The following is a 26,800-nucleotide window of genomic DNA, read 5'->3' as shown; positions in this document are numbered from 1 at the left end:
GTAAAAAAGACAAGCCCGTAGGATTGTTAAAATTCCTATTGGCTTGTTTTCTTTGTAATGATTCTTTGATTTATTTAGCTCCTTTGTGCCATCCATTGTTGTTCTAGTAATGATAAGGGATAGGTGAAGTAAAGAAAATTGTTAGGAAGAAAGTTTGTTTAACCGTTAAGGTAACGTCCTTTTTTATGCTAAACTATTATTTAAAAACATACAGAAAAATGGGATTAGTGTATTTATAAAGGAGAGAAATTTAGGTTGGATATCATACTACAAATTCTTATACTGGTTAGTATAGGGCTAGCTGCAGGAACATTTGGTTCATTAGTTGGATTAGGTGGAGGAATTATTATCGTTCCAATGCTACTTAATATTGATCGATTTTTAGATGCTTTTTCTACTGTACCAATACATGTTGCAGTTGGGACGTCATTGATAACAATTGTATTTTCTTCGCTTTCATCTACACTTACTTATCATAAGCAAAAACGGATTGATTATAGGAGTGGAATTTTATTTTTAATAGGTAGTGTTCCTGGAAGCTTATTAGGTACATATATAAACACACTTTTAGATACAGAGCGCTTTACGTTAATTTTTGGTATATTTTTATTCTGTATCTCAATTTTTTTATTTGTTTCTTCTAAGTTAAATAAAAAGCCAAAGGCAGTACATAAAGGTATTATACGAACATTTACAAATGATGAAGGTGAAGCATGTACATATAGCTATAGTCTTCCATTGGCAATTTTATTATCTATTTGTGTCGGTTTTATCTCTGGTTTGTTTGGAATTGGTGGAGGGATTTTGTTAGTACCAATGATGGCATTTTTATTTGGTTTTCCGCCTCAATTGGCTGTAGCGACTTCAATGTTTGTCGTTATGTTTACTACTCTTGGAAGTTCAATTTCATATATTGCATTAGGAGAAGTAAATTTCTATTACATCCTCTTGCTAATCCCGGGCGCGTGGTTTGGTGGGAAGATTGGGGCATATATTAATCAAAAATTAAAAACTGAAACAATTGCATTAATTTTAAGGTTAGTCGTTCTATTATATAGCATAAAAATAATTATAGAGAAAATTTAACGAAGGAGTGGTGGAACAATGGAGACAAATCAAACTTTAAATATTCGGTTGTTCCATACAAATGACATTCACAGTCACTTTGAAACGTGGCCATCAATTGTAGGTTTATTGAAGTCTAAAAGAGAGCTAGCTAGGATGAAAGGGGAAGAAACACTTACTTTTGATGTTGGAGATTTTGTTGATCGATTTCATCCTATTTCAGAGGCAACATTAGGAAAAGGCAATGTTAAACTATTAAATGATGCGTTTTTTGATGCGGTAACAATTGGGAATAATGAGGGGATTACTTTATCTAAAGATGAGTTATTAAATCTATATGAAGATGCGAAATTCGATGTGTTAATTGGAAATTTAACGATTTCAGAAGGAACAAAGTGCTTAAGTAAGCCATTTGAGATATACGAGAGACAAGGTGTAAAACTTGGAGTTATAGGACTGACAGTTGCGTATCCTGTATTTTATGAAACATTAGGATGGAGTATTAAGGATCCATTTGAAATGTTAAAAGAAATTCTTCCAATTGTAAAAGCACAGTCGGATATTGTTATTATTCTTTCGCATTTAGGGATGAAAGACGATCAGAGAATTGCTGAGCAGTTTTCTGGGATTGATATAATTCTAGGAGCGCATACGCATCATTTGTTTCCAAATGGAGAGTATGCTGGTGGAACTTTATTGTGTGGTACTGGAAAGCATGGGAACTATCTAGGAGAGGTTTTAATGTCAGTGAACAAGCAAACAAAACGTTTAATTAACGCTGAAGCCTCAGTTACAGAAGTACATAAATTGCCTAGATATTATCAAGATGAAATGACAAAAATGAATTTGTCTAATTTAATGCGACTAAGCGAAGAAATTTTAAGTGAGCCAGTGACACTACTTTCAAATAATCTAGCTGTAAATTGGTTTAAAGAGTCTCCTTTACCGAAATTATTAGCAAATGCATTACGACAATGGACGAAATCAGAGATAAGTATGATCAATTCAGGTATTTTACTTGAAGGCCTCAATAGGGGACTTGTTAACAAAGGACATATTCATCGAATTTGTCCACATCCTATCAACCCTTGTATTGTTTATTTGTCTGGTTCGGAATTATTAGATGTCATTAATCGTGGCGAGGATAAAGAATTAACGCATTTAAAAATGAAAGGTTTTGGCTTTAGAGGAAAAGTTATTGGAAAAATGGTCTATGATGGTTTAACGATTCTTGATAGAGAGAAAAGGAGACATTTTTATCAAGAGGATCTATTTGTTAATGGTCAAATGCTAGATCTAAATCGCATTTATGAAGTTGGAACGTTAGATTTATTTACGTTTGGACATTTATTTCCTACAATCCGTGATTCTCAACATAAAAGGTTTTTTATGCCTGAATTTATTCGAGATGTGTTATATTTGGCGTTAAAAACAGTGTAAAATAATCAAGCTGAAACTGGTTCACATTTGGTTTTTTTCTCATATTTTAGAATGAGAAAGGAGCGTTGAACTTGATCAATTTAAGCCCAATTAAAATAGATAATCATACATTTAATGCGGTTACTGTTTTACTCCCAAAAACTACATTATTAGTTGTAATGAACGATAACGGGTATATTATGTGTGGAGCATTGGATGTAGGATTATTGAACGAAAGATTGCGTGATCGACAAATCATTGCTGGCCGTGCAGTTGGTGTGAAAACAATCGAAGAATTATTAAATGCGCCCTTGGAATCAATTACGGTTGAAGCTGAGAAATTAGGGATTCATAAAGGCATGATTGGAAGAGACGCATTATTAAAAATGATTTAACCAGAGCCGCTAAATTTTATTTAGTGGCTTTATTTTTTCACGATTTAACCGTTATAAATAGTATAATGTAAAAAATAATCTAAATTTGTATTCAGGTGCTAAAACAACACGACAATTATAAGAGGACATCACGAATTTGCTCATCTGAAGGACCATATATTTAATTAAAAAGTATATCAGGGAGAAAACTATGAGAATTGTCGTGACATCAGCTCTTGTTCCGGGTACCATTTTAGGAAAACCGATTTTAAATGAAAAGGGAAAAATATTAGTAAATGCCAATGTTCCACTAACAGAGATGATGATTAGTCGTCTACATAAATTAGGTATATCATATGTATTTATACACGATCCTCTATCTGAAGGTTTGGAATTAGAGGCGACCATTTCAGACGAACTCCGAATTGAGAGTACCCAAAAAATTGAAGATGCCTTTGTTAAATTTAAAAACGAAGAACTGCACTTAAGATGGTTATCATTAGAAAAGTCTGCCCCAAAGCTTAAAGGAATTATTGAATCACTACTAAAAGAGCTAAGAGGAAATAATGACGTATTATCATTACTTACTGACGTATTCTCGTATGACGAGTATATTTTTACCCATTCTTTGAATGTGACAATGTATTCTTTAGCAATTGGAACGAATTTGGGTTTAAATAAAAGTCAGCTAGATTTACTAGGTCTAGGTGCTCTTTTACATGACGTTGGTAAGATGGCCGTACCTAATCAAATATTAGATAAAAAAGATCGTTTGACTGAATATGAGTATGAAGTAATTAAACAGCATACAACTGCTGGTTACGAAATATTACGGGAAGTTCCTAATATTCATTCTGTTGTTGCAGTTTGTGCATTACAGCATCATGAAAGGATTAATGGAAGTGGTTATCCGAAAGGTATTTTTGGTAAGGATATGCATTTGTTTTCAAAGATAATTGCCATTTCTGATGTATTTGATGCGGTAACTTCTAATCGAGTTTATAGACAGGCGATGCTTCCACATGAAGGGCTAGAATTATTATATTGCGGAAGTGATAAACTATTTGACGCTAGGCTAGTCCAAATATTCAGGGATTCTTTATCCATTTATCCTACTGGATTAACAGTACAATTAAACGATGGTAGACGTGGAATCGTTGCAAGACAAAATGCAGCTTCTACTGATCGTCCGATTATACGTATTATAGAAGAACAGGGTATTGAGTTAAGTACTCCATATGAAGTAAATCTTTATAATGAGTTAAATTTAGTCATAACGGAATGTGATACTGCATTAAAACAAAGGGTTTTTCAATAAATTTGATGTTCCAGAATTGGAGCATCTTTTTTATATATCAGCATAAAAATTGTTCAAAGTTTTTAAAACACACTGTTAGAATGAACAAGCGAAGACATGCATACCCATTAGTAAGGGGGCATGGATCCAATGAAAAGATTCAAACACAGACGTGTTCCAAAAAGTAAATTTGTTTCTAAGAAAAAAACATTTGGAGTTTTTAAGACTGGTTCAAATCAAGTTTTCCAATCAATTCGAAAAAAGCTCCCTAATAAATTCATTCTAATTGCGATTTGTATTCTGGTTTTTTCAGTTTATGCATTTTGGCAGGTTGATAAAATCTTCTCTCCGACGATCTTAAAATATTCAGAGAAGCAAACTAGAAGAATTGCTTCTTTAGTCATTAATGAAGCATATGAATCAGCTTCAAAGGAGCTGAAAGGGCAAAATATTATCCTTCGAGACGTTGATGAAAATGGAAAAGCTGTAATTAGTACGAATACATATTTAATAAATAAGATAATTGCTTCTACTACTCAACATGTCGAAGAAGATATACGGAGAGTTGAAAATGGTGATATAACCTTTTTATCTCTATCGAAATCTGAAATGAAGAAAATGCATGCTGATAAAGAAGGGCTTTATTTGAAAGTACCAATAGGTGTTGTTACAAATACAGTACTATTAGGTAAATTAGGACCTACTATACCTGTTCGATTTTCTGTAGTAGGTGATGCTGTCGCAAATGTTTCGCAAGAAGTAAAACCATTTGGATTTGATAACTCAGTAGTTGAAATCATTATGCATGTTGAAGTAAATATGAATGTCATAATCCCTTTTAGTACAAAATCAACAAAAGTGAAAGTGGAAGTCCCAATTGCTACTGAAATTATAGATGGAGAAGTCCCAAGTTATATTCCATTTACTCCGAACAACCAACAAATTCCTTCGACTTCAAAATAGGTTCTAAAAAGAAAGCAGACTAATTTATTTATCACGAATTAGTCTGCTTTCCTTTTTATCCTTTAAGAAAGTATAAATTAACGAAGAAGAAGAATCGTCTTAGTATTAATTATTAGTGGTACTAAGCCGAAGTATCACCTATTATTTTTTATTTAAAGCGATTCGATCCTGGCGTTCCCATAGGCGTAGTCTTGGATATGGATCGTATGACCATTCGGCATAGCCATTATCTTTATAAATACCGTAATGAAGATGTGGAGGGAATTTTCCAGATGTACCTGGAGGCCCGTATCCAGTACTTCCAACGTATCCAATGAGTGTACCAGGCTCTACAACTTGTCCTTGTTGTATATCTTTATTAAAACCACCTAGATGAGCATAGTAATGATAGTTATTATTTAAATCTCTAATCCCGATTCTCCATCCACCAATTCGATTCCACCCTTTCGTCTCAATAATGCCATAGCACGTAGATCTTACTGGTGTTCCATAATTTGCAAAGATATCTGTCCCTTCATGAACTCTTCGTCCGCCAAAACTTCTTGGTGCACCCCAAGTACTTCGATAGCTATGTGTACTGTGAATCGGTAATGGGAAGGCATTACCTTCAATATTTAATTTTCCAAAGTATTGATACAAACGAGCATATTCATCAATGATATCAACTGTAATTGCTCTTTGATAATAGTCCCATAGCATCATGCGAATATATTTTCTAGACTGTCCATAAAAATTTAAACGGTGAATAAAAGTGTATAATAGGTCCTCATCATCCTGGATTGATGCTTTGCCATCATTATTCCCATCCATACCAATTCCACCAAATAAATGGATTGTTGGTGAATACGTATCTTCCTTAACAGGATTTGACATACCACTCCAATCTTCTGGCTTAATATAAATTGAAAGGACACCGTTTTCGCGTTTTGGGATGTCTCTTCTTACACTTCTTACATTTCTTTCATATGTATCGATAGCAGCAAAATAGTACCATGGTATGAAGGTTAGAGTTTCTCCTTTTTTATATAAAGCCATTCGATCTTTATTTAATTGTTCTTGATTAATCTCTTCTCCATTTGCAAATGATGGTGTAATGAACATGACCACCATACAAAGAAGTACAATTATTTTTTTCATAACCATCACCCTTAAATTCGATTTTCTTCTTTAGTTTGGTTAAAGGAGCAACTTTCATAAATGGAAATTATAGGGATAATGAAACGAAAGTTTTTCATATCGGTGAAAAATGTAGTAATATATAAACTATTGGAAGAAAAAAATAAAAAATGAAATAAGTCGTAAACGAATAAGCGTTGGAGGAATTTCAAATGGCATCGAAAAAAGAAGAATATTTGAGAAAGCCTGAATGGCTAAAAATAAAGTTAAACACGAATGAATCTTACACTGATTTAAAAAAGATGATGCGATCAAAAAATCTTCACACTGTTTGTGAAGAAGCTCGTTGTCCAAACATCCATGAATGCTGGGCAGTAAGAAAGACAGCTACTTTTATGATTTTAGGTGCGGTTTGTACCCGTGCTTGTCGATTCTGTGCAGTAAAAACTGGTTTACCGACGGAGCTTGATTTACAAGAGCCAGTACGTGTGGCAGAATCAGTAACTCAAATGAACTTAAAGCACGTAGTAATTACAGCGGTTGCTCGTGATGATTTAAGAGATGGTGGGGCTGCTGTATTTGCAGAAACAGTAAGAGAAGTAAGAAAAGCAAATCCATTTACAACGATTGAAGTTTTACCATCAGATATGGGTGGGAAATTTGAAAATCTTAAAATGTTAATGGATGCAAAGCCAGATATTATGAATCACAATATTGAAACAGTTCGAGAGTTAACACCACGTGTTCGTGCCAGAGCTACTTATGAAAGATCACTTGAATTTTTACGTAGAGCAAAAGAAATTAATCCAGATATTCCTACTAAATCTAGCATTATGCTTGGTTTAGGAGAAACAAATGAGCAAATTTATGAAGCAATGGATGATTTACGTGCAGCAGGTGTAAACATTATTACATTGGGTCAATATTTACAACCAACTAAAACACATTTACCTGTAAAAAAATATTATACGCCTGATGAGTTTGCGGCTTTAAAAGAAATAGCTTTAGGAAAAGGCTTCTCACACTGTGAGGCTGGTCCTCTAGTTCGTTCATCATATCATGCAGACGAGCAAGTAGCTGCAGCTAAACAAGCTTAAATAAGAAGAAGCACAAGGAAATTAATTTTCTTGTGCTTTTTTATTACTCTTTAGATGGGATATCCACTAATTTTATCAAGATATCAACAAAATGCTAAAGTTTATAAATATAAATAGAGCGTTTATCAACAAAATTCACAACTTAATCAATACAGTAAACAAATTGTACAATTAAAAAAGAAAGTTCTCAAACCAAATGAGAACTTTCTTTACGATTGATTATTTTTTTATCATTTTATCATAATGCATACTTACTTTATCTACATCAAAGCCTTTAGCTAATTCTTGTATTTGTTGCTCTAATTGCCCATCATTTAGCTGTCCGTATTTATTAAGATTTTCAATACTATTGATATTTTTTAGTGAATTTGAGGTATAGATATGATAGTAACTAGGAAGAGCAGCTCGAGCTGTTATTTCAACTTGTTTTCTAACTAGTTTTTTATTACCGTCTGATCGATAACCGATTAAAACTTCTTGATCGGTTACTAATGTTGCCGCATCATCTACATCTGGAAGCTTTACAACTAAGTAAGAAATAAAATTTGCGACTTCAGCTTTGTCAATTGCTAAAGTATAATTGCCATCTTTCCCTAAAACATCTTGCTTTTGTAGCCTAGAAAAGCCATAATCTTTGTAAGAGTTATTTGTCATTTTTGCATTTACATCGCCTAAATCCATTGGTTTTGTATTTAATTGTTTTGGTGTAGGATTTGTGCGATGATTATTTTGATAAGTTACATTTTTATAATCTAACTGTCTTGAATGGCTCGGACCGAATGAACATCCAGTTAATAAAAATATAGCTAATAAACAAACTAAATATTTACGCATATTAAATACCACCTTTTAATAATCAATGTAAACTTAGTATGCCAAAAATATTGATTACATATTTATGGGAGTAAAAGGAAGGAGAATACAATTTGGTTTGCATACAGAATATTTGTTATGAAGTAGTTGAAGATTACCGTGAAGGGTTTAATGAAGAAGCCTTCAAAGCGAGATATGCCGAAATCCTTTCAAAGTACGATTATATTGTAGGGGATTGGGGTTATGAACAATTAAGACTAAGAGGATTTTTTGATGATACTCAAAAAAATGTACCTTACGATTCAAAAATTAGTACATTGCGCGAATATATTTATGAATACTGTAATTTTGGATGTAAATATTTTGTCGTTAAAAAAGTAAAAAATAAATGATGGGATCACCCATCATTTTTTCTTTTGTTTTCCTAATATTGAACTTGAAATTTGTGGATAATCTATTTTTTGATTTTTTGAAACAATAAGAACCTTGTGGATAAGTTAGAATTTTTAAACAAAAATGTGCATAAGTAAAGAGTTAATCACAAAAAAGAGTGGACAACTTTAAGGTTATCCACTCTTTACTAATTGTTTTTGATGTAAAATTATTTATCCACAGCTAAAATGATCGATAAATTAGAAAATAATTTCACTTAAGAAATCTAATAATTCAGCAGCTTTTTCTTCAGAAATGCCAAAAGCAAATTCTAAATAACCTTCTTCTTTTAAATCATCTGATCCGATTATCGCAAATCGATTTGTTTGGATATCTAATATGATTACTTTTCCGTAATGACGGTCAGAATAAATTAAAGCAAGGTCATGTCTTTGTTCTTCTCCCATAAAGCTTACAAAACGAGTTTTTGCTTGAATAGTGTCATCATATAAGAAAAAACGATCTGACATTTTTTATTCCTCCATTAGTCTAAAATAAGATTTGGTTTAAAACCTAAATGGTGATGAGCTTTAATATGACGTACTGTTTTTGTTTTACTTCTCATTACAATTGAATGGGTTTCAACTAAGTCTCCACCAAGAAAAGTAACTCCTTCTAGCAGTTCACCTGAAGTAACTCCAGTAGCAGCAAATATTGCATCGTCACCTTTTACTAAATCATTTAAAGTTAATAATTGTCTAGGGTTTTTAAGGCCCATATCGATACAGCGTTGTTCTTCTTCAATAGTCATTGGTACTAAACGGGCCTGCATGTCACCACCAAGCGCTTTTATAGCTGCCGCGGCAATAACACCTTCTGGAGCACCTCCAGTACCTATAAAAAGATCTATACCCGTTTGAGGTAAGGCAGTGGCGATAACAGCGCCAACATCTCCATCCCCAAATAATTTAACACGAGCACCTTTTTCTCGAATACGTTCAATAATATCGTCATGACGAGGACGTTCTTGGACAATTACCGTTAAATCGCGAACACGTTTATTGTTTGCTTCTGCAATGATATCTATCGTTTTCTCAATTGGATCGTCGAGAGAAATTTTACCCGCAGCAAGTGGTCCCACAGCTATCTTTTCCATATACATATCAGGTGCATGTAGTAAATTTCCTTTATCCGCAATCGCAATAACTGCCATTGCATTTGCATGCCCTTTAGCTAGTATATTTGTTCCTTCAAGAGGATCGACTGCAATGTCTACTTCTGGTCCATTACCAGTTCCTAATTTTTCTCCAATATAAAGCATTGGTGCTTCATCAAGTTCGCCTTCACCTATCACAACTGTTCCAGCCATGTTAACTGAATCAAACATTGAGCGCATTGCGGAAGTAGCTGCATCATCAGCTTCATTTTTTTTACCGCGTCCCATCCAATGTGCAGATGCAAGAGCTGCAGCTTCAGTAACCCGTACAATCTCAAGTGCCAATTCGCGCTCCATCGTCCAACCTCCAAAAAATATTCACCTATATAATATAACAAAAATCGGTAAGAAACGCTTTCATTTGTCGATTTTTTTCGAATTTAGCTATAAAATAAATATAAGTCCATAAAATGTAGAAGATAGAATTGAGAAGGAAGTGTACTTATGTACTTTGTAAACCGTCAAAACATATTAGATCGAATTGAAGTAATTAATTCAATGCTAGAATTTTATGAGTCAAACAACCATCCAAAGAACCTAACAGAAGAGTTAGCTTTAGAAAGAATGACGCATCTGTTAATTGATAGTATGTTAGATATTGGAAATACAATGATTGATGGATTTATTATGAGAGATCCAGGAAGTTATGATGATATAGTCGACATCTTAATGGATGAAAAAGTAATCACAGCTTCAGTTGGAGAATCAATTAAAAAATTAATTCCAATTCGCAAACATTTATTTCAAGACTATACATCATCGATTACGGAAAAATTAGTCATAACATTGAGCGAAAATATAAAAGCATATAAAGAATTTCCAGTTGCAGTTCAATCTTATTTAGATAAGGAACTTGGAGTAATCAATGCTTTTAGCGATAAAGAAAAGTAATCATTAGATGATTTGAGAAAAAGCACGTTGGAGAAGTCTGAATGTAAGGAGTGGCAAGATTGAAACAATATAAAGGATACTTAATTGATTTAGATGGAACAATGTATCGTGGTGAGGAACAAATAGAAGAAGCTAGCCTTTTTATAAAGGCTCTCAAAGAAAAAAATATACCTTATCTTTTTGTAACGAATAATTCAACTCGTAGACCTGAACAAGTAGCTGAAAAACTAAATTCATTTAATATACCAACTACTAAAGAACAAGTTTTTACGACAAGTAATGCAACAGCAAATTACATAAAAGAGAAAAAAGAAAATGCTACTGTTTATATGATTGGCGAAGAAGGATTAGAATTTGCATTAGAAGAAGTTGGTTTAAAAATTACAGATGATAATCCAGATTTTGTTATAAGCGGTTTAGATCGTAGCATTAACTACGAAAAATTGGCTAAAGCATGTATCGCAGTAAGAAATGGTGCTATATTTATTTCAACGAATGGCGATATAGCAATTCCTACCGAAAGAGGATTATTGCCAGGGAATGGCTCTTTAACTTCTGTTATTGCAGTATCAACTACAGTAAAGCCAATTTTTATTGGAAAGCCAGAATCAATCATTATGGAGCAAGCATTAAAAGTTCTAGGTGTTCCTAAAGAAGAAACTTTAATGATCGGTGATTATTATGATACAGATATCATGGCAGGGATTAACACTGGTATAGATACTTTACTTGTACATACTGGCGTTACAACAAAAGAAATGTTATCAAATTATGATAAGCAACCAACCTATTCAATTGATTCATTAGAAGAATGGATTAAATATATTTAATAAGAAAAGCACTCAGTAAATTGAGTGCTTTTTCATATATACAAGATATGAACAGCTGATTTCCACTACGGATTGAAAGGCAGGGGGAAGCAGACGTAAAAAGCAATCGTTAAACCGGTACTTCAGTGTGTAGACTGAGTCTATTTATCTGATTTTCAGACTGATTGAAAACGCTTGTTTTTCGAGGTGCGAAGCCTGGCGAGAAGCGGAGTTACCATTAGACGGTAATGAGCACCACAGTCAGGCGAAGCAACGAAGAAAGCGAGCGTTTGGCGGACAGTTTGAAGCACTCGGTAAACAGAGTGCTTTTTTTTATTACTCATCTTCTGCTTTAATTTGATCTGCTTTTTTATGCGCTGCACGGTGTGCGAGACGGCTAGATGCTGCAGCTGCGATTGCTCCAACAATATCGTCTAAAAATGTGTTTACTAAGCCAGTTGATTTATCATTTAATCTTTCTAATATGCCTGGTTTTAATTTATCGATATACCCATAATTTGTAAATCCAATTGAGCCGTAAACATTTACGATGGACAAGGCAATTATTTCATCAATTCCGTAAAGGCCTTCATCTTTTTTTATAATAGCTAATAATGGCTCTTGTAGTTTATCCTGCTCTGCTAAGATATCTAGTTCAATACCAGTAATGATGGCATTTTGTATCTCACGTTTCGTCAAGACCCTCTGAACATTGTGTTTACACTCTTCTTTCGATAAATTTTCGTGATATTTATTCTGTAAAAAATAAACTAGATCGGCAATATCATCAAGTGTTACACCTCTTTTTTCTAATAATGACAATGCAGTCTTTTCTAAATCGTGATTTAAATAATCCATTACATCACCTTTTCCTTATCGATTGTTTTATTTACTGTAAAAATATTAAATGGAGAAATTCAAAAATAAGTAAGCACCATTTCTTCAATTAATTTTTTATGGAAATAAGAGGATTAATTATATATGATTCGATATCAAACATAATTCCCCTTTATTTAAAAAGAATGAATTCTAATCAAAAAATAAAAAAAGTTTATAGAAAAAATGAGGCTTAAGTTTGCCTTGTTAGCCCCTCGAGGTCATAAGCCAAAGTCCAATGAAGGTTAAAAAGCGAGCTTCCTTGGCCTTCGTCTTATGCTTGTCGGGTCTGATCAACTCGCCTCCACTTTTCTGGATGTCTAGTTCCGGCGAGTAGCCCCTCGAGGTCATAAGCCAAAGTCCAATGAAGGTTAAAAAGCAACCTACCTTGGCCTTCGTCTTATGCTTGTCGGGTCTGATCAACTCTCCTCCACTTTTCTTAATATACTACGTCATTTTTTCCTATTTTGTGTATGGCCATTCGGTTTATGTGCTGAAAGTAAAAAGTCGGTACAGGTTTTTGGAGTTGTGACATATATATAAATAATAAGTAGGTATAGAAGGATGTGAGTGGTGATGTTTATTCGCAACCAAAACATCATTCAAGACATGTTTCATCATTATCAAATTCAACCAGCTGAACTAATACAAGTCCAGTCATATTACATGTTTTGGCAGCGGAATAGGGTGTATTTTCTTGCACCTATTGGAAATTTAAAGGAAGACGATTTGCAGGAAATGAAAAGTTTAAGTGATTTTATGAGTTCAACTGGTGATCAGTCAATTGCAACTTTCGTTCAAAATGTTCAAGGGTATTATGTGAGTAAAATTGATGGCAGTAATTATTCTTTATTTAAAAGCAATAGACAAAATGAACGTAGTAATAATTATGGTGAAGAATTGGCTGTTTTTCATTTAAGAGGAAAAAAGTTTTCAGATGAACTGAAGAGATTAAATAGGATAGGACAATGGAAGAGTTTATGGGAGAAACGCTTGGAGCAATTAGAAAGATTTTGGCAAAGTAAAGTGAATAATCATCCTGAAAATTTCTTTGAACAAATATTTATCGAATCGTTTCCTTACTATCTTGGTATGACTGAAAATGCAATTCAATACGTTGTAGATACTGAGCTTGATGATACACCTCAGATCGTAGATTCGGCAACAATTTGTCATCAAAAAATGACGGAACGCAGACTAAAAGAAATTCATTTTGCGAAAATTCCTATTGAATGGATTTATGATCATCCAAGTCGAGATCTTGCTGAGTGGGTTAGGGAAGAGTATCTAGAGAATAGTGAAAATTATCAAAAGAAAATACTTTCATTTTTTTACGGCTATGAAAAGAAAAGTCCATTATCGACATTTGCTTGGCGTTTATTATTTGCAAGACTGCTGTTTCCAGTTCATTATTTTGAAACGATTGAAGGCTATTACTTATCAAAAAGTGAAGCTGAAAGAAAGAGGTATGAACGAAAACTAGTTTATTATCTTGAAAATACGAATGAATTCGAATCGTTTTTAGGCGGATTTTACGATTTAATTGGACTGCCAACTGCCAAGTTAGGGATTCGTGAAATTAATTGGTTAAAATAAAAAGAGAAGGGAGATACCCTTCTCTTTTTATCTTTTTTAAATTAGAAAACTTGCTCTACTTCAATTACACCAGGTACTTCTTCTAATAATGCGCGTTCAATACCTGCTTTTAAAGTAATCGTTGAACTTGGGCAGCTACCACATGCACCTAAAAGGCGAAGTTTAACAATGCCATCCTCAATGTCAACTAAATCAACGTCTCCACCATCACGTAGTAAAAACGGTCTTAATTTATCTAATACTTCTTGTACTTGTTCTTTCATGTCCATTCATATCGACTCCTTTCACTAATTTTATTATAATCAGTTAAGAGGAAAAAATCTATTACATAGTCTCAGTGTGTTTGATTATTTTGGACACATAGTTAGTGTATGCTAGGAGGAGAAAATGAGTAATAAAATTTTAGTGGAAGTTTTTGGGGCTGAAGTAATTTGTGCTAGTTGTGTAGGGATGCCATCATCGATTGAAACATATGAATGGCTTCAAGCTGCATTACAAAGAAAGTATCCTGACTTAGCGTTTGATTTTCAGTACATTGATATTTTTAATGTAGAGAATAAAGAAAAAGAAGATTTTGCTGAACGAGTAAGAAACGATGAATTTTTCTATCCAGTCGTTTTAGTTAATGGAATTGTAGTTGGTGAAGGTAACCCTAAGCTAAAAGACGTTTATCAGGCAATTGAACAATAGTGATTTAAACCCTTACAAAAAAATGTAAGGGTTTTTTATTGGAATAAATTGTCTAAAAATTAAAGAGTTTTAATAATTTTCATTATTTATATGTAAAAGGTGCTAATTTACATGATAAGATAGAAGTGTAAAATATTTTACAATATATGGCATATACATAGTACTGGGAGGAGGGGTGCAATGGTTGCTATAAGTTTATTTGTAATTGGCGTTATATTAATCATTATCGAAATGTTTTCATTAACATTTGTTTTCTTATGGATTGGCTTAGCAAGCATATTAGCGGCAATTGTAAGTTATTTTACAGAATCAAACACCTTAACTTTTATTGTCTTTGTTATTAGCGCATTAATTTTATGGCTTAGTACTAAGAATTTTGCGAAACGAGTTCATCAACAAAAAACAATTAAAAATGGTGTTTATTCATTGATAGGAAAAGAAGTTGTCGTCGCCTCTGTTGAAGTAGAAGAGAAAACAGTAGGTACGACTAAAGTGTATGGTGATGAATGGACGATCCGTTCTAAAGAACCATTAACTTTACACGAAAAGGTAATCGTTGAAAAAATAGAAGGCGCAACATTATATGTGAGAAATAATTAATTAAGGAGAAGTGCTATGTCTGATGTAAATTCTTTAGTTGGTCCAATCATTATTGGTATTGTTGTTTTATTCATCGTACTACTTTTGTTATCAAGTATTCGTATTGTTAGACAATCTGAAGTATATTTAGTGGAGCGATTAGGAAAGTTCCACCGTAAATTAGAAAGTGGTATTCATATCGTTATTCCTTTTATTGAGCGAGTAGCTAGTAAAAAAACATTGCGTGAGACAGTGGTAGATTTCCCTCCACAATCAATGATTACAAAAGATAATGTAAGTATTCAAGTGGATTCAGTTGTCTTTTATCAAGTAACTGATGTTGTTCGTCATGAATATGAAATCGCAAATCCGTTGTCGGCTATTTCAAATTTAACTGCTACAACTTTACGTAATTTAATTGGTGAATTAGATTTAGATGAAACTTTGACAAGTCGTGATACAGTTAATAATAAACTTCGTGCAATTCTTGACCAAGCCACTGATAAATGGGGTATGAAGGTCAATCGTGTAGAGATTCGTAATATTATTCCTCCTGTTGATATTCAAAATGCGATGGAACGACAAATGCAAGCTGAGCGTACACGTCGTGAAAAAGTTTTAAATGCACAGGGTGAAAAAGAATCAAAAATCCTAAAATCTGAAGGTGAAAAGCAATCAAAAATCCTTGAGGCGGAAGGAGAACGTTTAAGTCAGGTTGAAAAAGCACGCGGAGATAAAGAATCACAAGTTTTACGTGCTGAAGGGGAAGCAGAAGCAATCATTAAACTTGCAGAAGCAAAAGCGCGAGGAGAACAACTTGTGTTGGACGTGTGGAGAACTGCTCAGCCAACAAAAGAAATGGTTCAATTACGCTCTATGGAAGCTTTAGAAAAAGTAGCAAACGGCAACGCGTCAAAACTAGTAATTCCAACAGATGCTACAAAGCTTTTAGGTATGGTTGAAAGTGTAAAAGAAGTTATTAGACCAGATAAAACAGAATAAAAAAGTAGCCCCTAAGCTATTTGCTTAGGGGCTTTTTTATCAACCATTATGATATTTGTATAACCATAAGATTCCAGACTTAATAAGTCTAGGTACTCTACCGATCAATGGGCGTTCATTAAAAAGTCCAAAACCATGTTTTTTACCTAAAGAACCCATGATTCCTTTTAATTTAATTTGAGGCATTACCTCTGGAAGTTCTTCATTAGACCATTTCTTTTGTAAAACCATTACAATTTGTTCTGCTTGAGCTTCAGCTAATTGTGCTGAAGGTGCATATGGTAATGAAGCACAGTCACCAACAACATAAACGTGCTCATCTTCTGGAATATGATGATATTTAGTAACTACGACTCTTCCAGTATTATCTTTTTCTACATCTAAATTTCGGACAACTTCAACTGGTTGAATACCTGCTGTCCAAATAACAGCATCACAGTGTATTTCATCGTCATGATTAAACAAAGTATTTTCTTCAACCTTTGTAATATTAGAATTACTAATAATTTTAACATCATGCTCAATAAACCAGTTTTGTACATAATAACTAAGTTTTTCTGGAAACATTGATAAGATTCGATTTCCACGGTCGAAAAGTAGAATTTGCAAATCACTTCTACTTTCACGTAGTTCGCTGGCAACTTCTACACCACTTAAACCAGCACCTACAACACCGACTACCGAATTAGGTGGAAGACTGTTAACATTTTCGTATGCATTTCTAGTTTTTTCAATTGTTTGAATACTGTAAGTATGTTCTTTTGCACCAGGTACATTATGATATTTATCTTCACAGCCTAAGCCGATAATTAAATCATCATAAGAAACTGATTTTCCATTGCTTAATTCTACTTTCTTGTTTGCCATATCAATTGTTGTAATATCCCCATATACAACACTTAATTTTTCATGAGTTGGTAATGGAATTCTAATGTGCTGTTCTGGAACCGTACCTGCAACTAATGCATAATACTCCGTTTTAAAGCAGTGATAAGAATTTCGATCAATCAAAGTGATATGAACATCCTCAGGCAGTTCGGGTGTTAATAGACGCAATAAAACACGAATATTTCCATATCCGGCACCTAGTAATACGAGGTTTTTCATAGTTGCTGTTCCCCTTTTGTTTTATTAGAGTTAAATAAAAAAATTTTTCTATTTTTCGACAATTATATTATATATATTTTATGTTAAAATAACAACGCTTTACTTGGTAAAAAAAGCTCATTCCATTAATTCTCAAAAAGATTGACGTTTTAAAAAAAAAAGAGTAACTTTATGAGGAGCAAGGAGTGAAAAATAGTGAGACCATTAATCGAATTTTGTATAAAAAACCTAGCAGACGGTGCACAAAAAGCTTTAGAACAGCTTGAACGTGATCCAAATATAGATGTACTAGAATATGGCTGCCTTGGATATTGTGGAAAATGTAGTCTATCACTTTTTGCACTAGTTGAAGGGGAAGTCATTACTGGAGAAACAGCTACTGAGCTAGTCGATAATATATATATTTTCCTAGAAGAGAATATGTTAATATAAAAAGCACCGTACCTTAGAAACGGTGCTTTTTATATTGCTTTTTCCAGTGTTTTATTATTCTCCCTAGTAAGACGCCATTGTTCACGGGCCTTGTCGACAACCCCTTTTTCAAAATGGGCATTTGGATGCGAGACTATTTTAGAAAAATAAGTCACTGCCTGTTCATAAAAATTACATCTTCTTGAAAGTTCACCTATTAAATATAAGATTCTGATCTCAGACATATCAGTACCCGCATAGTCAGCAATATCGTAGCTCTTTTTATAGTATTCCAAAGCTTGTAATAAAAATCGTTCCTCTTCTTTTAAATCATTCATCTTCCGATATAGCCATCCAACTCTTAATAAAAGGCCAGCAAGTAGATAGTATTTCTCTTTTTTTAGAGTTGAGCAATAAATAGCTAATTTATAACAAATAATTGCTTCTTCGATTGAACGAATATTTCCATAAGAACGAGGTTTCCACTTAACAGATATTTCTTTTATAATCGTTTCTTTTGTTAAACTAGTTAATGGAACACTATTTTTTGTATAAGCATAACCACAAGAATCGCATACATTAACATAATATAAATAAGGTGAGTTTGCTTCATCTTTATAAGTTACACAATAATCAGAGCTTATCTCAGCAGTTTTTGGATATGAAATTCTTACGTTGACTGTTGTAAATGAGTTTGAACAACAAGGGCACTTGAATGTACGGTTAAAAGTTGGGGATATAGTCATAAATTCCTCTAGCTCCATTATTATCTGATTTAAATGTTCTATATTATATATCGGCAATGAGTAGTTAGAATGTCTAAAATTTGATAAAAATTTATTAAAATAGGTCAAAAGAACTAAGAGTAGGAAGAGCAAGGGAAATTAGGATTTGATAAAGTACTGGTCTTTTTATATCTTTTACTTGATCCTGTTCTTAAAGACAAAAAAATGAGCATTCACATAAAGTGAATGCTCCAAAATGTTTCTATATCGAGAAACGGGGGATGTTCTTATTGTGCTCAAATCAATTACTATTTATACTTGTATTAATAAAAAAAGTAAGGAGTCATGTAAATGGATTCTTTTCGTTATACAAAAATGCATGGATTAGGGAATAATTATATATATGTAAATATGTTTGAAGAAAAATTAAGAGAAGAAGAACTTTCTAATCTTGCAATCGAAGTTTCAAATATCAATACAGGTATAGGTAGCGATGGAATGATCTTAATCTGCCCATCAGAAATAGCAGATGTAAAAATGCGAGTGTTTAATAGTGATGGTTCTGAAGCGAAAAATTGCGGGAATGGTTTAAGATGTGTTGCAAAATATGCGTTTGAACATGGAATTGTGAATAATGAATCATTTGCGATTGAAACGATTAGCACAAAAGTTAATGCAACAGTACATGTTGAAAATGATATTGTAAATCAAGTAACCGTTAATATGGGGAAACCTATATTTAAGCGTTCATTAATTCCAATGACAGGTAATGAGCAAGAGTTTGCAAAGGACAAAATTTTATTTGAAGATGAAAACCATGAATTTATCGGCGTTTCAATGGGGAATCCACACGCAGTTTTTAAAGTAGAAGATATTAAGGAAGCTCCGTTAACAACTTTAGGGCCATTCGTTGAGAAACACGAATTATTTCCAGAAAGCGTAAATGTTGAATTTATTGAATGCTTACCTCATAATGAGATAAATTTCGTTGTTTGGGAGCGAGGTTCTGGAGTTACTCAAGCTTGTGGAACAGGAGCTTGCGCTGCAGCAGTTGCAATGATACAAGAAGGAAAATATAAACGGGACGAACCAATAACTGTACACCTTCAAGGTGGAGATTTACAAATTACTTGGTCTACTGATGGAGATGTATGGATGAAAGGCCCAGCAGTTACAATAACAGAAGGCATATTCTATACTCAAAGAGGAGTGAAATAAATGATTACAGTTACTGAACAAGCAGGTTTAAAAATCAAAGAAATGATTGAGAATGAAGAGGATCAAAATACATTTGTTCGTTTAGGTGTAAAAGGTGGAGGATGTTCTGGTCTTTCATATGGTCTAGGTTTTGACCCTCAAAAAAATGAGGATGATACTGAATTAGAGTATCATGGAATCAAGTTTTTAATTGATAATGAGAGTGCTCCGATTTTAAAAGGAGTTGTGATTGATTTTAAAGAGTCATTATTAGGTGGCGGTTTTACAATCGAAAATCCAAATGCAATTGCATCATGTGGTTGTGGTTCAAGCTTTAGAACAGCTACGAATGCTGGTACGCCGGAAGAGTGCTAAAAATGAAAAGTAGGATACCAAAAAGGTATCCTATTTTTTTGAATGTAAATGATATGTTTTGTTATTATTTTGACAAGATTTTCTATTAGACAGACTAGGCTGATTTATTATTTGTTAATATTTTTACAAATTTAGGATAAATTATAGAATCTTTTTTGAGGTAGCGTATTATTATATAGTGTAGATAAGAAAATGAATTGGTTTATTCAGTGGTTAGTTGTGAAATGATTCACGAAGTGTAATTTATTTTGTTCAAAGTATCACAATTTTCAACGAAAAAAAGACTGTCTGTATCAGACAGTCTTGTGTTGAGAAATTTCGATTAGAACATTGAAGAGCTATGACCTGGTTGTACTTTCGCTGTTGGATCAATATAAGCTTTAGCATGGTTAATCGCTGTTGGTGCTTCACCAAAACCTGAAGCAATCAGTTTAACTTTTCCATCATAAGTACAAATATCACCTGCAGCATAAATACCAGGAACATTCGTTTCCATGCGAGAGTTTACAACAATGTTATTCTTTTCAATTGCTAAGCCCCAATTTTTAATTGGTCCTAAAGAAGAAACGAAACCATAGTTAATGATTACATCATCTACTTCGATTTCTTCACGTTCTTCTGTTTTCGCATTTTGAAGAACAACTTTCTCAATACGCTCGTCACCAACAATTGCAACAGGTACCCAAGGAGTTTTTACTTCAACCTTAGAGTTCATTAAGTTTTCTACACTATGCTCATGAGCTCTAAATTTATCACGACGGTGAACTAACGTTACTTTTTCAGCGATTGGTTCAAGCATTAATGACCAGTCTACAGCAGAGTCTCCGCCACCGAATACAACAACGCGTTTACCAGCAAATTTATTCATATCATCTACAAAGTAGTGTAAGTTTGCTTTTTCAAATCGTTCTGAACCTTCGATTTCAAGTTTACGAGGTTGGAATGCACCATTTCCTGCAGTGATGATAATAGCTTTTGTAAAATGCTCATGTCCATCATTACAACCTAAATGGAATACACCATCTTCACCTTTCGTAATTGTTTGAACAGATTGCTCTAAACAAACAGTAGGCTCAAATTTTTTCATTTGTTCTTTTAAGTTATCAACTAATTCTTGTGCGCGAACTTTTGGAAAGCCAGCAACATCGTAAATGTATTTCTCAGGGTAAAGTGCAGATAATTGACCACCAAGTTGTGGTAAGCTTTCAATAATTTTTACACTAGCTTGTCTCATTCCACCATAAAAAGCAGTGAATAAACCAATTGGTCCTCCACCAATAATTGTAATGTCATATACTTTTTCGTCTTTCATAAACGGAATATCCCCCTTGTATAAATGCTTGTCATCTATAATAGAATAATATCATATTTTGCACAGTTAAAATAAAAAAAGCGAATTAATTACATTAGAAAATTTTAAAGGTTAAAATTTTTGAAGGTACTTAATTTTTAGAGTATTCTACCGTTTAGATAATGCTTGAAATCTTGACCAAAAAACTTTAATATTGTTATAGGCAAATTGTTAACATTTTGTGACAATTATTACGAAATATTTAGACAATATTCCCGTATAATAGTTTGCTCACTATTATACTAAGTTATAATAATTTAGATTGCTCACTATTGTACATTTACAAAGTTATAATTTGGAGATAGTAATTATAACAGGTAAGGAAAGTACTTAATATAATTTAAAAGGATGGTAAGTATCATGAATAAGCCTAAGATTGTAATCCTTGGAGCTGGGTACGGTGGTATTATTACTGCAACTCGACTTCAAAAAACATTATCTGCAAATGAAGCAGAAATTACTCTAGTAAATAAAAATAGCTACCACTACCAAACGACTTGGTTACATGAAAATGCAGCAGGTACATTACATCATGACCGTACACGCCTTGATATTAAAGACGTGATTAACCCAAGTAAAATTAATTTTATACAAGATACTGTTACTCAAATCAAACCAGAAGAAAAGAAAGTTATTCTTAATAATGGTGAATTAAACTATGATTATTTAGTAATTGGACTTGGATTTGAGTCTGAAACATTTGGAATTAAAGGATTAAAAGAACATGCTTTCTCAATTGCTAGCATTAATGCTGCTCGTCAAATTCGTGAGCATATTGATTACAGCTTTTCTAAATACCACAACACTCCAGCTGAAAAACGCGACGAGTTATTAACAATTATCGTTGGTGGTGCAGGATTCACTGGTATCGAATTTGTTGGTGAACTTGCAAACCGTGTGCCAGAATTATGCAAAGAATATGATATCGATCGCGATTTAGTTCGTATTATTTGTGTAGAAGCTGCTCCAATGGTATTACCTGGCTTTGATCCTGAATTAGTTGACTATGCAGTTTCTCAATTAGAGAAAAAAGGCGTAGAATTTAAAATTGGTACAGCTATTAAAGAATGTACTGAAGATGGAATCATTGTTGCTAAAGGTGACGTAGAAGAAAAAATTAACTCTGCAACAGTTGTTTGGGCTGCAGGTGTACGTGGAAATGCATTAGTAGAGCAAGCTGGTTTCGAAGCAATGCGTGGACGTGTAAAAGTTACAAAAGATATGCGTGTTCCAGGATATGATGATGTATTCATCGTTGGTGACTCTGCTTTATTAATCGATGAAGTAAATAACCGTCCATATCCACCAACAGCACAAATTGCAATTCAACAAGGATTTAATGTTTCACACAACTTAGCAGTATTAGTTCGTGGTAAAGGTGAATTAGAAGAATTCGTACCAGATATTAAAGGTACTGTATGTTCTTTAGGCCATGATGATGCAATTGGTGTAGTATTTGGTAAAAAATTAACTGGTTGGAAAGCTTCATTTATGAAAAAAGTAATCGATAACCGTTACCTATTCGTACTTGGTGGACCAATGTTAGTTCTTAAAAAAGGTAAATTAAACTTTCTATAAGCATAAAAAGCTCGACTGATGTCGGGCTTTTTCTTTGCCAAAAAAGGTGGTCGAAATAAATGAGTAAAAGAAGCAATGTATGGCTTGGAGTAGCAGGTTTAGTAAAAGACTCAACTGGTAGATGGTTAGTTGTAAAGAAAAAGTATAGTGGTTTAAAAGGCTTATGGTCTCTACCAGCAGGTTTTGTAAAACAAGACGAAACTGTTGATCAAGCAGTGTTAAGAGAAATCAATGAAGAAACAGGGGTGCAAGCTAACTTAATTGGATTAATTGGAGTAAGAACAGGTGTTATTCGTGAAGAAATAAGCGATAATATGATAATTTTCTTATTACAAGCGGAAGATACAACGATTTCCATCCAAGAAGAAGAATTATCAGATGCACGCTTTATCTCTGAAGAAGAGTTATTGAAGGATCCTACATCTTCGTTACTAATTAAATATTTAATTCAAAATCCGCCAAATGAACCGATGTCTGTAGTGAAAGGTTTAAACCCGGGAGACCAGTTTCAATATACAACTTATCATTTTATTAAGTAACTGATTATTGTATGGTAGCTCTGATCCAGGCTTTAAGGGTTCTAGAGTTAAGCGTATCTAGTCAGTCCGTAATTTAGAAATCGAAATGTAACTATACATTAGTTTTTAGATGATTCAGAAATTTTTAAAAATTGACGTTAAGTCAAGAAGGTTTTACACTGTATATAGAAAAAATATGGGGTGTGGTGTGTTTTATATGGCAATGAGTATACCGGTTTTACTAATTTCAATATTGTTATTTTTTGTTTTAGCATTTGGAATTGGTTTTCTTGCAAATATGCTTTTTCGAACAACTTGGTTTATGGTCGTAATTTATCCACTATTAATCGTTATGATTGTGGACAAGATTAGTACAGTTAATTATTTTACTCATACTGCTGCAGCTTTACATACATTAAAAACAAATTTATTGGCAGTAGGTACGGGTGATGTAATTATATTAACAGCTGGTCTAGTTGGAGCAATTATGTCAGGTGTTGTTATACTTTCTTTAAGAAAAAATGGATATCAAATGTTCTAACTTTCTCTTGCATGAGAAAGTTTTTTTTTATAATTTTTTTGTTTTAGGGAATGATGAAAAGATGAAAAGGAGTGAAATGATTCATTGGGTATAAATAAAAAAATATTTAGTCGAGTTGTTTTTTCAATTTTATTCATTCTTGCTTTATTTTCATCTTTTAAGATAATAGCGAATGTTCAATTGGCAACTATTAAGGAATGGTTTAGCGATGCCCTGTTAATAAATCAAGTCTACGCTGAAGAGAATAAAACAGGAATAACGAATGAAAGAATAATGGTTACAATTGCAAAAAATATCGAAAACAATACAAATTGGAGTAACTACGAAAAAGTTACTGTTACAGCAACTGGCTATACAGCTGGCAAAGAATCAACGGGTAAAAGCCCTAAAGATCATTCATATGGTATTACTTATTCTGGTGTAGAGGTAAAAAGAGATTTATTTTCAACCATTGCGGCTGATTTAAATGTTTTTCCTATTGGTACAATATTGTTTATTCCTGGTTACGGTTATGGTGTCGTAGCAGATAAAGGAGCAGCAGTAAAAGGAAATCATTTGGATTTATATTTTCAAACTGTTGGAGATGTATTTGAGCATTGGGGAAAAAAGAAATTAGCTGTTTATATCATTAAACAGGGAACAGGGAAATTTACTGAAACAGATCTAAGGGACTTAAACGAACAAAATTCATTACAAGTTTTTAGACAACAATCAAGAAATTAAGATGGAGTGTAATTATGTCAAAAACTGATTATAGTGATTATAGCTTGATTATTAATGCACCAATCGAAGCCGTATTTGAAGTAGTAGATTCTGATAAGCATATTAAAAAGTGGTTAGATGGATTTATCGAAAATAAATATGAAGAAAACTTTGATCCAGAAAATCCAGTAGGACATAAATTTAAGCAAAAATTAAAAGAAGGCGATGAGATTCAAGAATTTGAAGGAGAAATTATTTCATATAAGCGGCCAAAAGAAATAGGCATTCGTTTAAAACATTCTTCTTTTACAGTAGACGTTTATTATCGCTTTTTTTTAGAAGGTACAAATCAAACACGTTTAGATTATGAGTGTAAATTAGAAATGCATTCATTAGTTACTAAAATGACGAGTATATTTATCAACTGGTTTACAAAACGAGAGTTAATAAAACAAATGAGTAGTCTAAAAAAATATGCAGAAGATCGATTTGACGGTGTACTTTAAAATGAATCCCCTTGCAATGAATAAGCAAGGGGATTCATACTGTAATAAGTGGAAAATGTTATGATTAGAGGAATTTCTATTAAAAATCTCGAAATTAAAATTAAGTAGAAAATTTTATATAATGGACTTTGTAAACTAGCTTTAAGTGAGAGGCGGAGGAGAAATGGAAGAAAAAATGACATTGATGCATGCGTTAGGCATGTCAATAGAATCTGTTGAAGAAGGTAAAGTAGTGATGAAAATGGAAGTTACTGAAAAAGTTCATCAACCATTTGGGTATTTACACGGTGGTGCTTCAGTTGCTTTAGCTGAAACAGTAGCAAGTGTTGGGACATTTTCAATGATTGATCAAGAGAATCAATTAGCTTTTGGACTTGAAATAAATGCAAACCATTTACGTTCGGTACGAGATGGTGTTGTAACTGCAATCGGAACAGCAGTACATACAGGTAAAACAACGATGGTTTGGGATATTAAAATCTATTCTGAGGACGAACAACTAATTTGTATCTCAAGATGTACAGTTGCTATTAAAGACAAAAGGAATTAAGTAAAAGGAACTGTTAAAATACTTAATGTATTTTGGCAGCTCCTTTTTTTGTTCTAGAATCTATTAATGACACTGTTGATATTTTACAAAAGGCATCATCAAACGGGAATCTACATACAGTTTAATCGGAGCCTAGTTTTTAAGTGACTTAGTAAAAGAAAAAGTAGAAACACGTCATTTTTATTTAAAACTTATGGTAAAATAATTAAGTTGTGTAGATAAAATTTTGATGGTACGCGAAACATCCTCTGTTTAAGGTTTAAATGAATATACATAAAATTCCTTAAATAGAAAGGGAAGGAGACATTCGATGAAAAATATATATTACACGAGTTTTTACGCATTTTTAACAATCATCTTGTTTACAGTCGCTATTACACTTAATATCTTTCAATTGGCTATAAACTTTTTATCAGTATCTGGTATTTTACAACCACTTACAGATATGATTCCAGAGAAAGAAATTAGAATCCTAACATTTTTAGGTATTGCCTTTCTTTTTTATTTGGTTTTAAGTGGATTGAAATTAATTTCTGATATGATTTGGCAATTTGCTCTACTGTTCTTTTCGAAAGATAAAGAAGGTGTAGACTATTTAGCAACTAAGAAATATTCTTTTGTCTTTTTAATTGGTGGGTTAATAGCTGTATTTTTAAATAGTTCATTATTGTATATTGCAATTATTTTTCTATTAACAGTCATTGCATTTTTGATTTTATTTTTGATAAAGCAATCTGCTAATTACACGTTATTAGGTCTTATAGGTGTAATCATGTTCCAATTAATCATTTGGGGACTAATCGGAAGTGGATTAGTATATGCCTTCTTTACACTTTTTGCTAAGTTTAAAACCTCAATGCCATTTTAATAATGAGATCGATTTATTAAAAAGTAGCACTATATAAGTGCTACTTTTTTAGTTGTTGAAAAATAATCTGTGAAAATAATCTTGTCAAATGATAACTAAATTTACGTAAAGGATGTTGAGTGATGTTCATTTCCACTACTGGATTCTCGCTTTCCATGGGGCGAAACCTGAGCCTCCTCGGCAAGCCTGCGGGGTC

Annotated in this window: 32 protein-coding genes; 23 read left to right on the top strand and 9 right to left on the bottom strand. The window is 33.0% G+C overall.

Translation table 11 applies throughout. The features are described 5' to 3' along the window. Positions 1-264 precede the first annotated feature (264 nt). The 5 genes from B7R67_RS13850 to yunB all read left to right on the top strand — a co-directional run bounded on the left by B7R67_RS13850 (position 265) and on the right by yunB (position 5,118). Positions 265-1,086: a sulfite exporter TauE/SafE family protein gene (locus B7R67_RS13850; protein WP_088071418.1), complete on the top strand. Its 822-nt coding sequence runs from the start codon at positions 265-267 to the stop codon at positions 1,084-1,086. Between the two features lie 18 nt (positions 1,087-1,104). Next, the gene (locus B7R67_RS13845) at positions 1,105-2,505 is read left to right on the top strand and encodes a bifunctional metallophosphatase/5'-nucleotidase (RefSeq protein ID WP_088071357.1); all 1,401 of its coding nucleotides are present in this window, start codon (positions 1,105-1,107) and stop codon (positions 2,503-2,505) included. Between the two features lie 71 nt (positions 2,506-2,576). Continuing rightward, positions 2,577-2,879: a YunC family protein gene (locus B7R67_RS13840; protein WP_088071355.1), complete on the top strand. Its 303-nt coding sequence runs from the start codon at positions 2,577-2,579 to the stop codon at positions 2,877-2,879. A gap of 190 nt (positions 2,880-3,069) precedes the next feature. Next, positions 3,070-4,176, top strand: coding sequence for an HD-GYP domain-containing protein (locus B7R67_RS13835; protein ID WP_088071353.1), 1,107 nt, complete (start codon positions 3,070-3,072; stop codon positions 4,174-4,176). Positions 4,177-4,305: 129 nt separating this feature from the next. Continuing rightward, positions 4,306-5,118, top strand: coding sequence for a sporulation protein YunB (yunB, locus tag B7R67_RS13830; protein WP_158095111.1), 813 nt, complete (start codon positions 4,306-4,308; stop codon positions 5,116-5,118). Positions 5,119-5,259: 141 nt separating this feature from the next. Here the strand turns inward: yunB and B7R67_RS13825 are convergent, their stop codons facing one another. Next, positions 5,260-6,255 carry a M23 family metallopeptidase gene (locus tag B7R67_RS13825; RefSeq protein ID WP_088071349.1) on the bottom strand — a complete coding sequence of 332 codons (996 nt, stop codon included), beginning with the start codon at positions 6,253-6,255 and terminating at the stop codon, positions 5,260-5,262. Between the two features lie 191 nt (positions 6,256-6,446). Between B7R67_RS13825 and lipA the strand changes: the two genes are divergently transcribed. Next, positions 6,447-7,331, top strand: a complete 885-nt coding sequence (lipA, locus tag B7R67_RS13820; protein WP_088071348.1) for a lipoyl synthase — start codon at positions 6,447-6,449, stop codon at positions 7,329-7,331. 219 nt (positions 7,332-7,550) lie between these two features. On the opposite strand, the gene B7R67_RS13815 is transcribed toward lipA, so the two are convergent. Then, a complete protein-coding gene (locus B7R67_RS13815; RefSeq protein ID WP_088071345.1) occupies positions 7,551-8,165 on the bottom strand; it encodes a YhcN/YlaJ family sporulation lipoprotein in 615 nt (204 codons plus the stop codon). Positions 8,166-8,257: 92 nt separating this feature from the next. Here B7R67_RS13815 and B7R67_RS13810 point away from each other — a divergent pair, with 92 nt between their 5' ends. Beyond that, on the top strand, positions 8,258-8,536 hold the full coding sequence (locus B7R67_RS13810; protein WP_088071343.1) for a YutD family protein: 279 nt from the start codon (positions 8,258-8,260) through the stop codon (positions 8,534-8,536). A 240-nt stretch (positions 8,537-8,776) separates the two neighbouring features. Here B7R67_RS13810 and B7R67_RS13805 read toward each other — a convergent pair whose 3' ends face one another. Next, positions 8,777-9,046, bottom strand: coding sequence for a DUF3055 domain-containing protein (locus B7R67_RS13805; protein ID WP_088071341.1), 270 nt, complete (start codon positions 9,044-9,046; stop codon positions 8,777-8,779). 14 nt (positions 9,047-9,060) lie between these two features. Continuing rightward, positions 9,061-10,029, bottom strand: a complete 969-nt coding sequence (gene glpX / locus B7R67_RS13800) for a class II fructose-bisphosphatase (protein WP_088071339.1) — start codon at positions 10,027-10,029, stop codon at positions 9,061-9,063. A gap of 147 nt (positions 10,030-10,176) precedes the next feature. Here glpX and B7R67_RS13795 point away from each other — a divergent pair, with 147 nt between their 5' ends. Together B7R67_RS13795 and B7R67_RS13790 are read left to right on the top strand one after the other, a co-directional pair. Beyond that, positions 10,177-10,623 (top strand): DUF86 domain-containing protein, encoded by a 447-nt coding sequence (locus B7R67_RS13795; RefSeq protein WP_088071337.1) that lies wholly within the window; start codon positions 10,177-10,179, stop codon positions 10,621-10,623. A gap of 59 nt (positions 10,624-10,682) precedes the next feature. Beyond that, positions 10,683-11,453, top strand: a complete 771-nt coding sequence (locus B7R67_RS13790) for a TIGR01457 family HAD-type hydrolase (RefSeq protein ID WP_088071335.1) — start codon at positions 10,683-10,685, stop codon at positions 11,451-11,453. Between the two features lie 315 nt (positions 11,454-11,768). Here the strand turns inward: B7R67_RS13790 and B7R67_RS13785 are convergent, their stop codons facing one another. Then, the gene (locus tag B7R67_RS13785; protein ID WP_088071333.1) at positions 11,769-12,290 is read right to left on the bottom strand and encodes a phosphatidylglycerophosphatase A family protein; all 522 of its coding nucleotides are present in this window, start codon (positions 12,288-12,290) and stop codon (positions 11,769-11,771) included. Between the two features lie 615 nt (positions 12,291-12,905). Between B7R67_RS13785 and yutH the strand changes: the two genes are divergently transcribed. Beyond that, positions 12,906-13,904: a spore coat putative kinase YutH gene (yutH, locus tag B7R67_RS13775; protein WP_088071416.1), complete on the top strand. Its 999-nt coding sequence runs from the start codon at positions 12,906-12,908 to the stop codon at positions 13,902-13,904. A gap of 41 nt (positions 13,905-13,945) precedes the next feature. On the opposite strand, the gene B7R67_RS13770 is transcribed toward yutH, so the two are convergent. Beyond that, positions 13,946-14,173: a NifU family protein gene (locus B7R67_RS13770; protein WP_025671774.1), complete on the bottom strand. Its 228-nt coding sequence runs from the start codon at positions 14,171-14,173 to the stop codon at positions 13,946-13,948. A gap of 118 nt (positions 14,174-14,291) precedes the next feature. Here B7R67_RS13770 and B7R67_RS13765 point away from each other — a divergent pair, with 118 nt between their 5' ends. The 3 genes from B7R67_RS13765 to B7R67_RS13755 all read left to right on the top strand — a co-directional run bounded on the left by B7R67_RS13765 (position 14,292) and on the right by B7R67_RS13755 (position 16,175). After that, positions 14,292-14,594 (top strand): YuzD family protein, encoded by a 303-nt coding sequence (locus tag B7R67_RS13765; protein WP_088071329.1) that lies wholly within the window; start codon positions 14,292-14,294, stop codon positions 14,592-14,594. Between the two features lie 180 nt (positions 14,595-14,774). Further along, complete coding sequence (locus B7R67_RS13760) at positions 14,775-15,194, top strand: NfeD family protein (RefSeq protein WP_088071327.1); 420 nt, start codon at positions 14,775-14,777, stop codon at positions 15,192-15,194. A gap of 15 nt (positions 15,195-15,209) precedes the next feature. Next, positions 15,210-16,175 carry an SPFH domain-containing protein gene (locus B7R67_RS13755; protein ID WP_088071325.1) on the top strand — a complete coding sequence of 322 codons (966 nt, stop codon included), beginning with the start codon at positions 15,210-15,212 and terminating at the stop codon, positions 16,173-16,175. A gap of 39 nt (positions 16,176-16,214) precedes the next feature. Here the strand turns inward: B7R67_RS13755 and B7R67_RS13750 are convergent, their stop codons facing one another. Next, positions 16,215-17,282 (bottom strand): NAD(P)/FAD-dependent oxidoreductase, encoded by a 1,068-nt coding sequence (locus tag B7R67_RS13750; RefSeq protein WP_088071324.1) that lies wholly within the window; start codon positions 17,280-17,282, stop codon positions 16,215-16,217. Positions 17,283-17,477: 195 nt separating this feature from the next. On the opposite strand from B7R67_RS13750, the gene B7R67_RS13745 reads away from it, so the two are divergent. Then, a complete protein-coding gene (locus tag B7R67_RS13745; protein ID WP_088071323.1) occupies positions 17,478-17,714 on the top strand; it encodes a YuzB family protein in 237 nt (78 codons plus the stop codon). 29 nt (positions 17,715-17,743) lie between these two features. Here the strand turns inward: B7R67_RS13745 and B7R67_RS13740 are convergent, their stop codons facing one another. After that, positions 17,744-18,439 (bottom strand): DUF2225 domain-containing protein, encoded by a 696-nt coding sequence (locus tag B7R67_RS13740; RefSeq protein ID WP_158095110.1) that lies wholly within the window; start codon positions 18,437-18,439, stop codon positions 17,744-17,746. A gap of 330 nt (positions 18,440-18,769) precedes the next feature. Here B7R67_RS13740 and dapF point away from each other — a divergent pair, with 330 nt between their 5' ends. Beyond that, a complete protein-coding gene (dapF, locus tag B7R67_RS13735; protein ID WP_088071319.1) occupies positions 18,770-19,636 on the top strand; it encodes a diaminopimelate epimerase in 867 nt (288 codons plus the stop codon). Continuing rightward, positions 19,637-19,990: a HesB/IscA family protein gene (locus B7R67_RS22390; protein ID WP_088071317.1), complete on the top strand. Its 354-nt coding sequence runs from the start codon at positions 19,637-19,639 to the stop codon at positions 19,988-19,990. A gap of 322 nt (positions 19,991-20,312) precedes the next feature. Here B7R67_RS22390 and B7R67_RS13725 read toward each other — a convergent pair whose 3' ends face one another. Continuing rightward, entirely contained in the window at positions 20,313-21,302 is a 990-nt protein-coding gene (locus B7R67_RS13725) for an NAD(P)/FAD-dependent oxidoreductase (RefSeq protein WP_142289562.1), read from the bottom strand. 399 nt (positions 21,303-21,701) lie between these two features. Here B7R67_RS13725 and B7R67_RS13720 point away from each other — a divergent pair, with 399 nt between their 5' ends. The 7 genes from B7R67_RS13720 (at position 21,702) to B7R67_RS13690 (ending at position 26,604) form a co-directional block, all read left to right on the top strand. After that, positions 21,702-22,919: an NAD(P)/FAD-dependent oxidoreductase gene (locus tag B7R67_RS13720; RefSeq protein WP_142289561.1), complete on the top strand. Its 1,218-nt coding sequence runs from the start codon at positions 21,702-21,704 to the stop codon at positions 22,917-22,919. Between the two features lie 59 nt (positions 22,920-22,978). Continuing rightward, the gene (locus B7R67_RS13715) at positions 22,979-23,458 is read left to right on the top strand and encodes an NUDIX domain-containing protein (RefSeq protein WP_088071314.1); all 480 of its coding nucleotides are present in this window, start codon (positions 22,979-22,981) and stop codon (positions 23,456-23,458) included. Positions 23,459-23,660: 202 nt separating this feature from the next. Continuing rightward, on the top strand, positions 23,661-23,978 hold the full coding sequence (locus B7R67_RS13710) for a YuiB family protein (RefSeq protein ID WP_088071412.1): 318 nt from the start codon (positions 23,661-23,663) through the stop codon (positions 23,976-23,978). An 84-nt stretch (positions 23,979-24,062) separates the two neighbouring features. Beyond that, positions 24,063-24,701 carry a 3D domain-containing protein gene (locus tag B7R67_RS13705; RefSeq protein WP_235822166.1) on the top strand — a complete coding sequence of 213 codons (639 nt, stop codon included), beginning with the start codon at positions 24,063-24,065 and terminating at the stop codon, positions 24,699-24,701. Between the two features lie 14 nt (positions 24,702-24,715). Then, positions 24,716-25,186, top strand: a complete 471-nt coding sequence (locus tag B7R67_RS13700) for an SRPBCC family protein (RefSeq protein WP_088071312.1) — start codon at positions 24,716-24,718, stop codon at positions 25,184-25,186. A gap of 163 nt (positions 25,187-25,349) precedes the next feature. Continuing rightward, a complete protein-coding gene (locus B7R67_RS13695; protein WP_328587375.1) occupies positions 25,350-25,736 on the top strand; it encodes a PaaI family thioesterase in 387 nt (128 codons plus the stop codon). Positions 25,737-26,046: 310 nt separating this feature from the next. Next, on the top strand, positions 26,047-26,604 hold the full coding sequence (locus B7R67_RS13690) for a DUF5366 family protein (RefSeq protein ID WP_088071310.1): 558 nt from the start codon (positions 26,047-26,049) through the stop codon (positions 26,602-26,604). The last annotated feature ends 196 nt before the right edge of the window (positions 26,605-26,800 follow it).

Origin of the sequence: Gottfriedia luciferensis (assembly GCF_002156865.1) — a bacterium.
GTDB classification, from domain to species: domain Bacteria; phylum Bacillota; class Bacilli; order Bacillales; family Bacillaceae_G; genus Gottfriedia; species Gottfriedia luciferensis.
The sequence above is the reverse complement of the archived record's forward strand: the minus strand, read 5'-3'. Positions and strand labels throughout refer to the sequence as shown.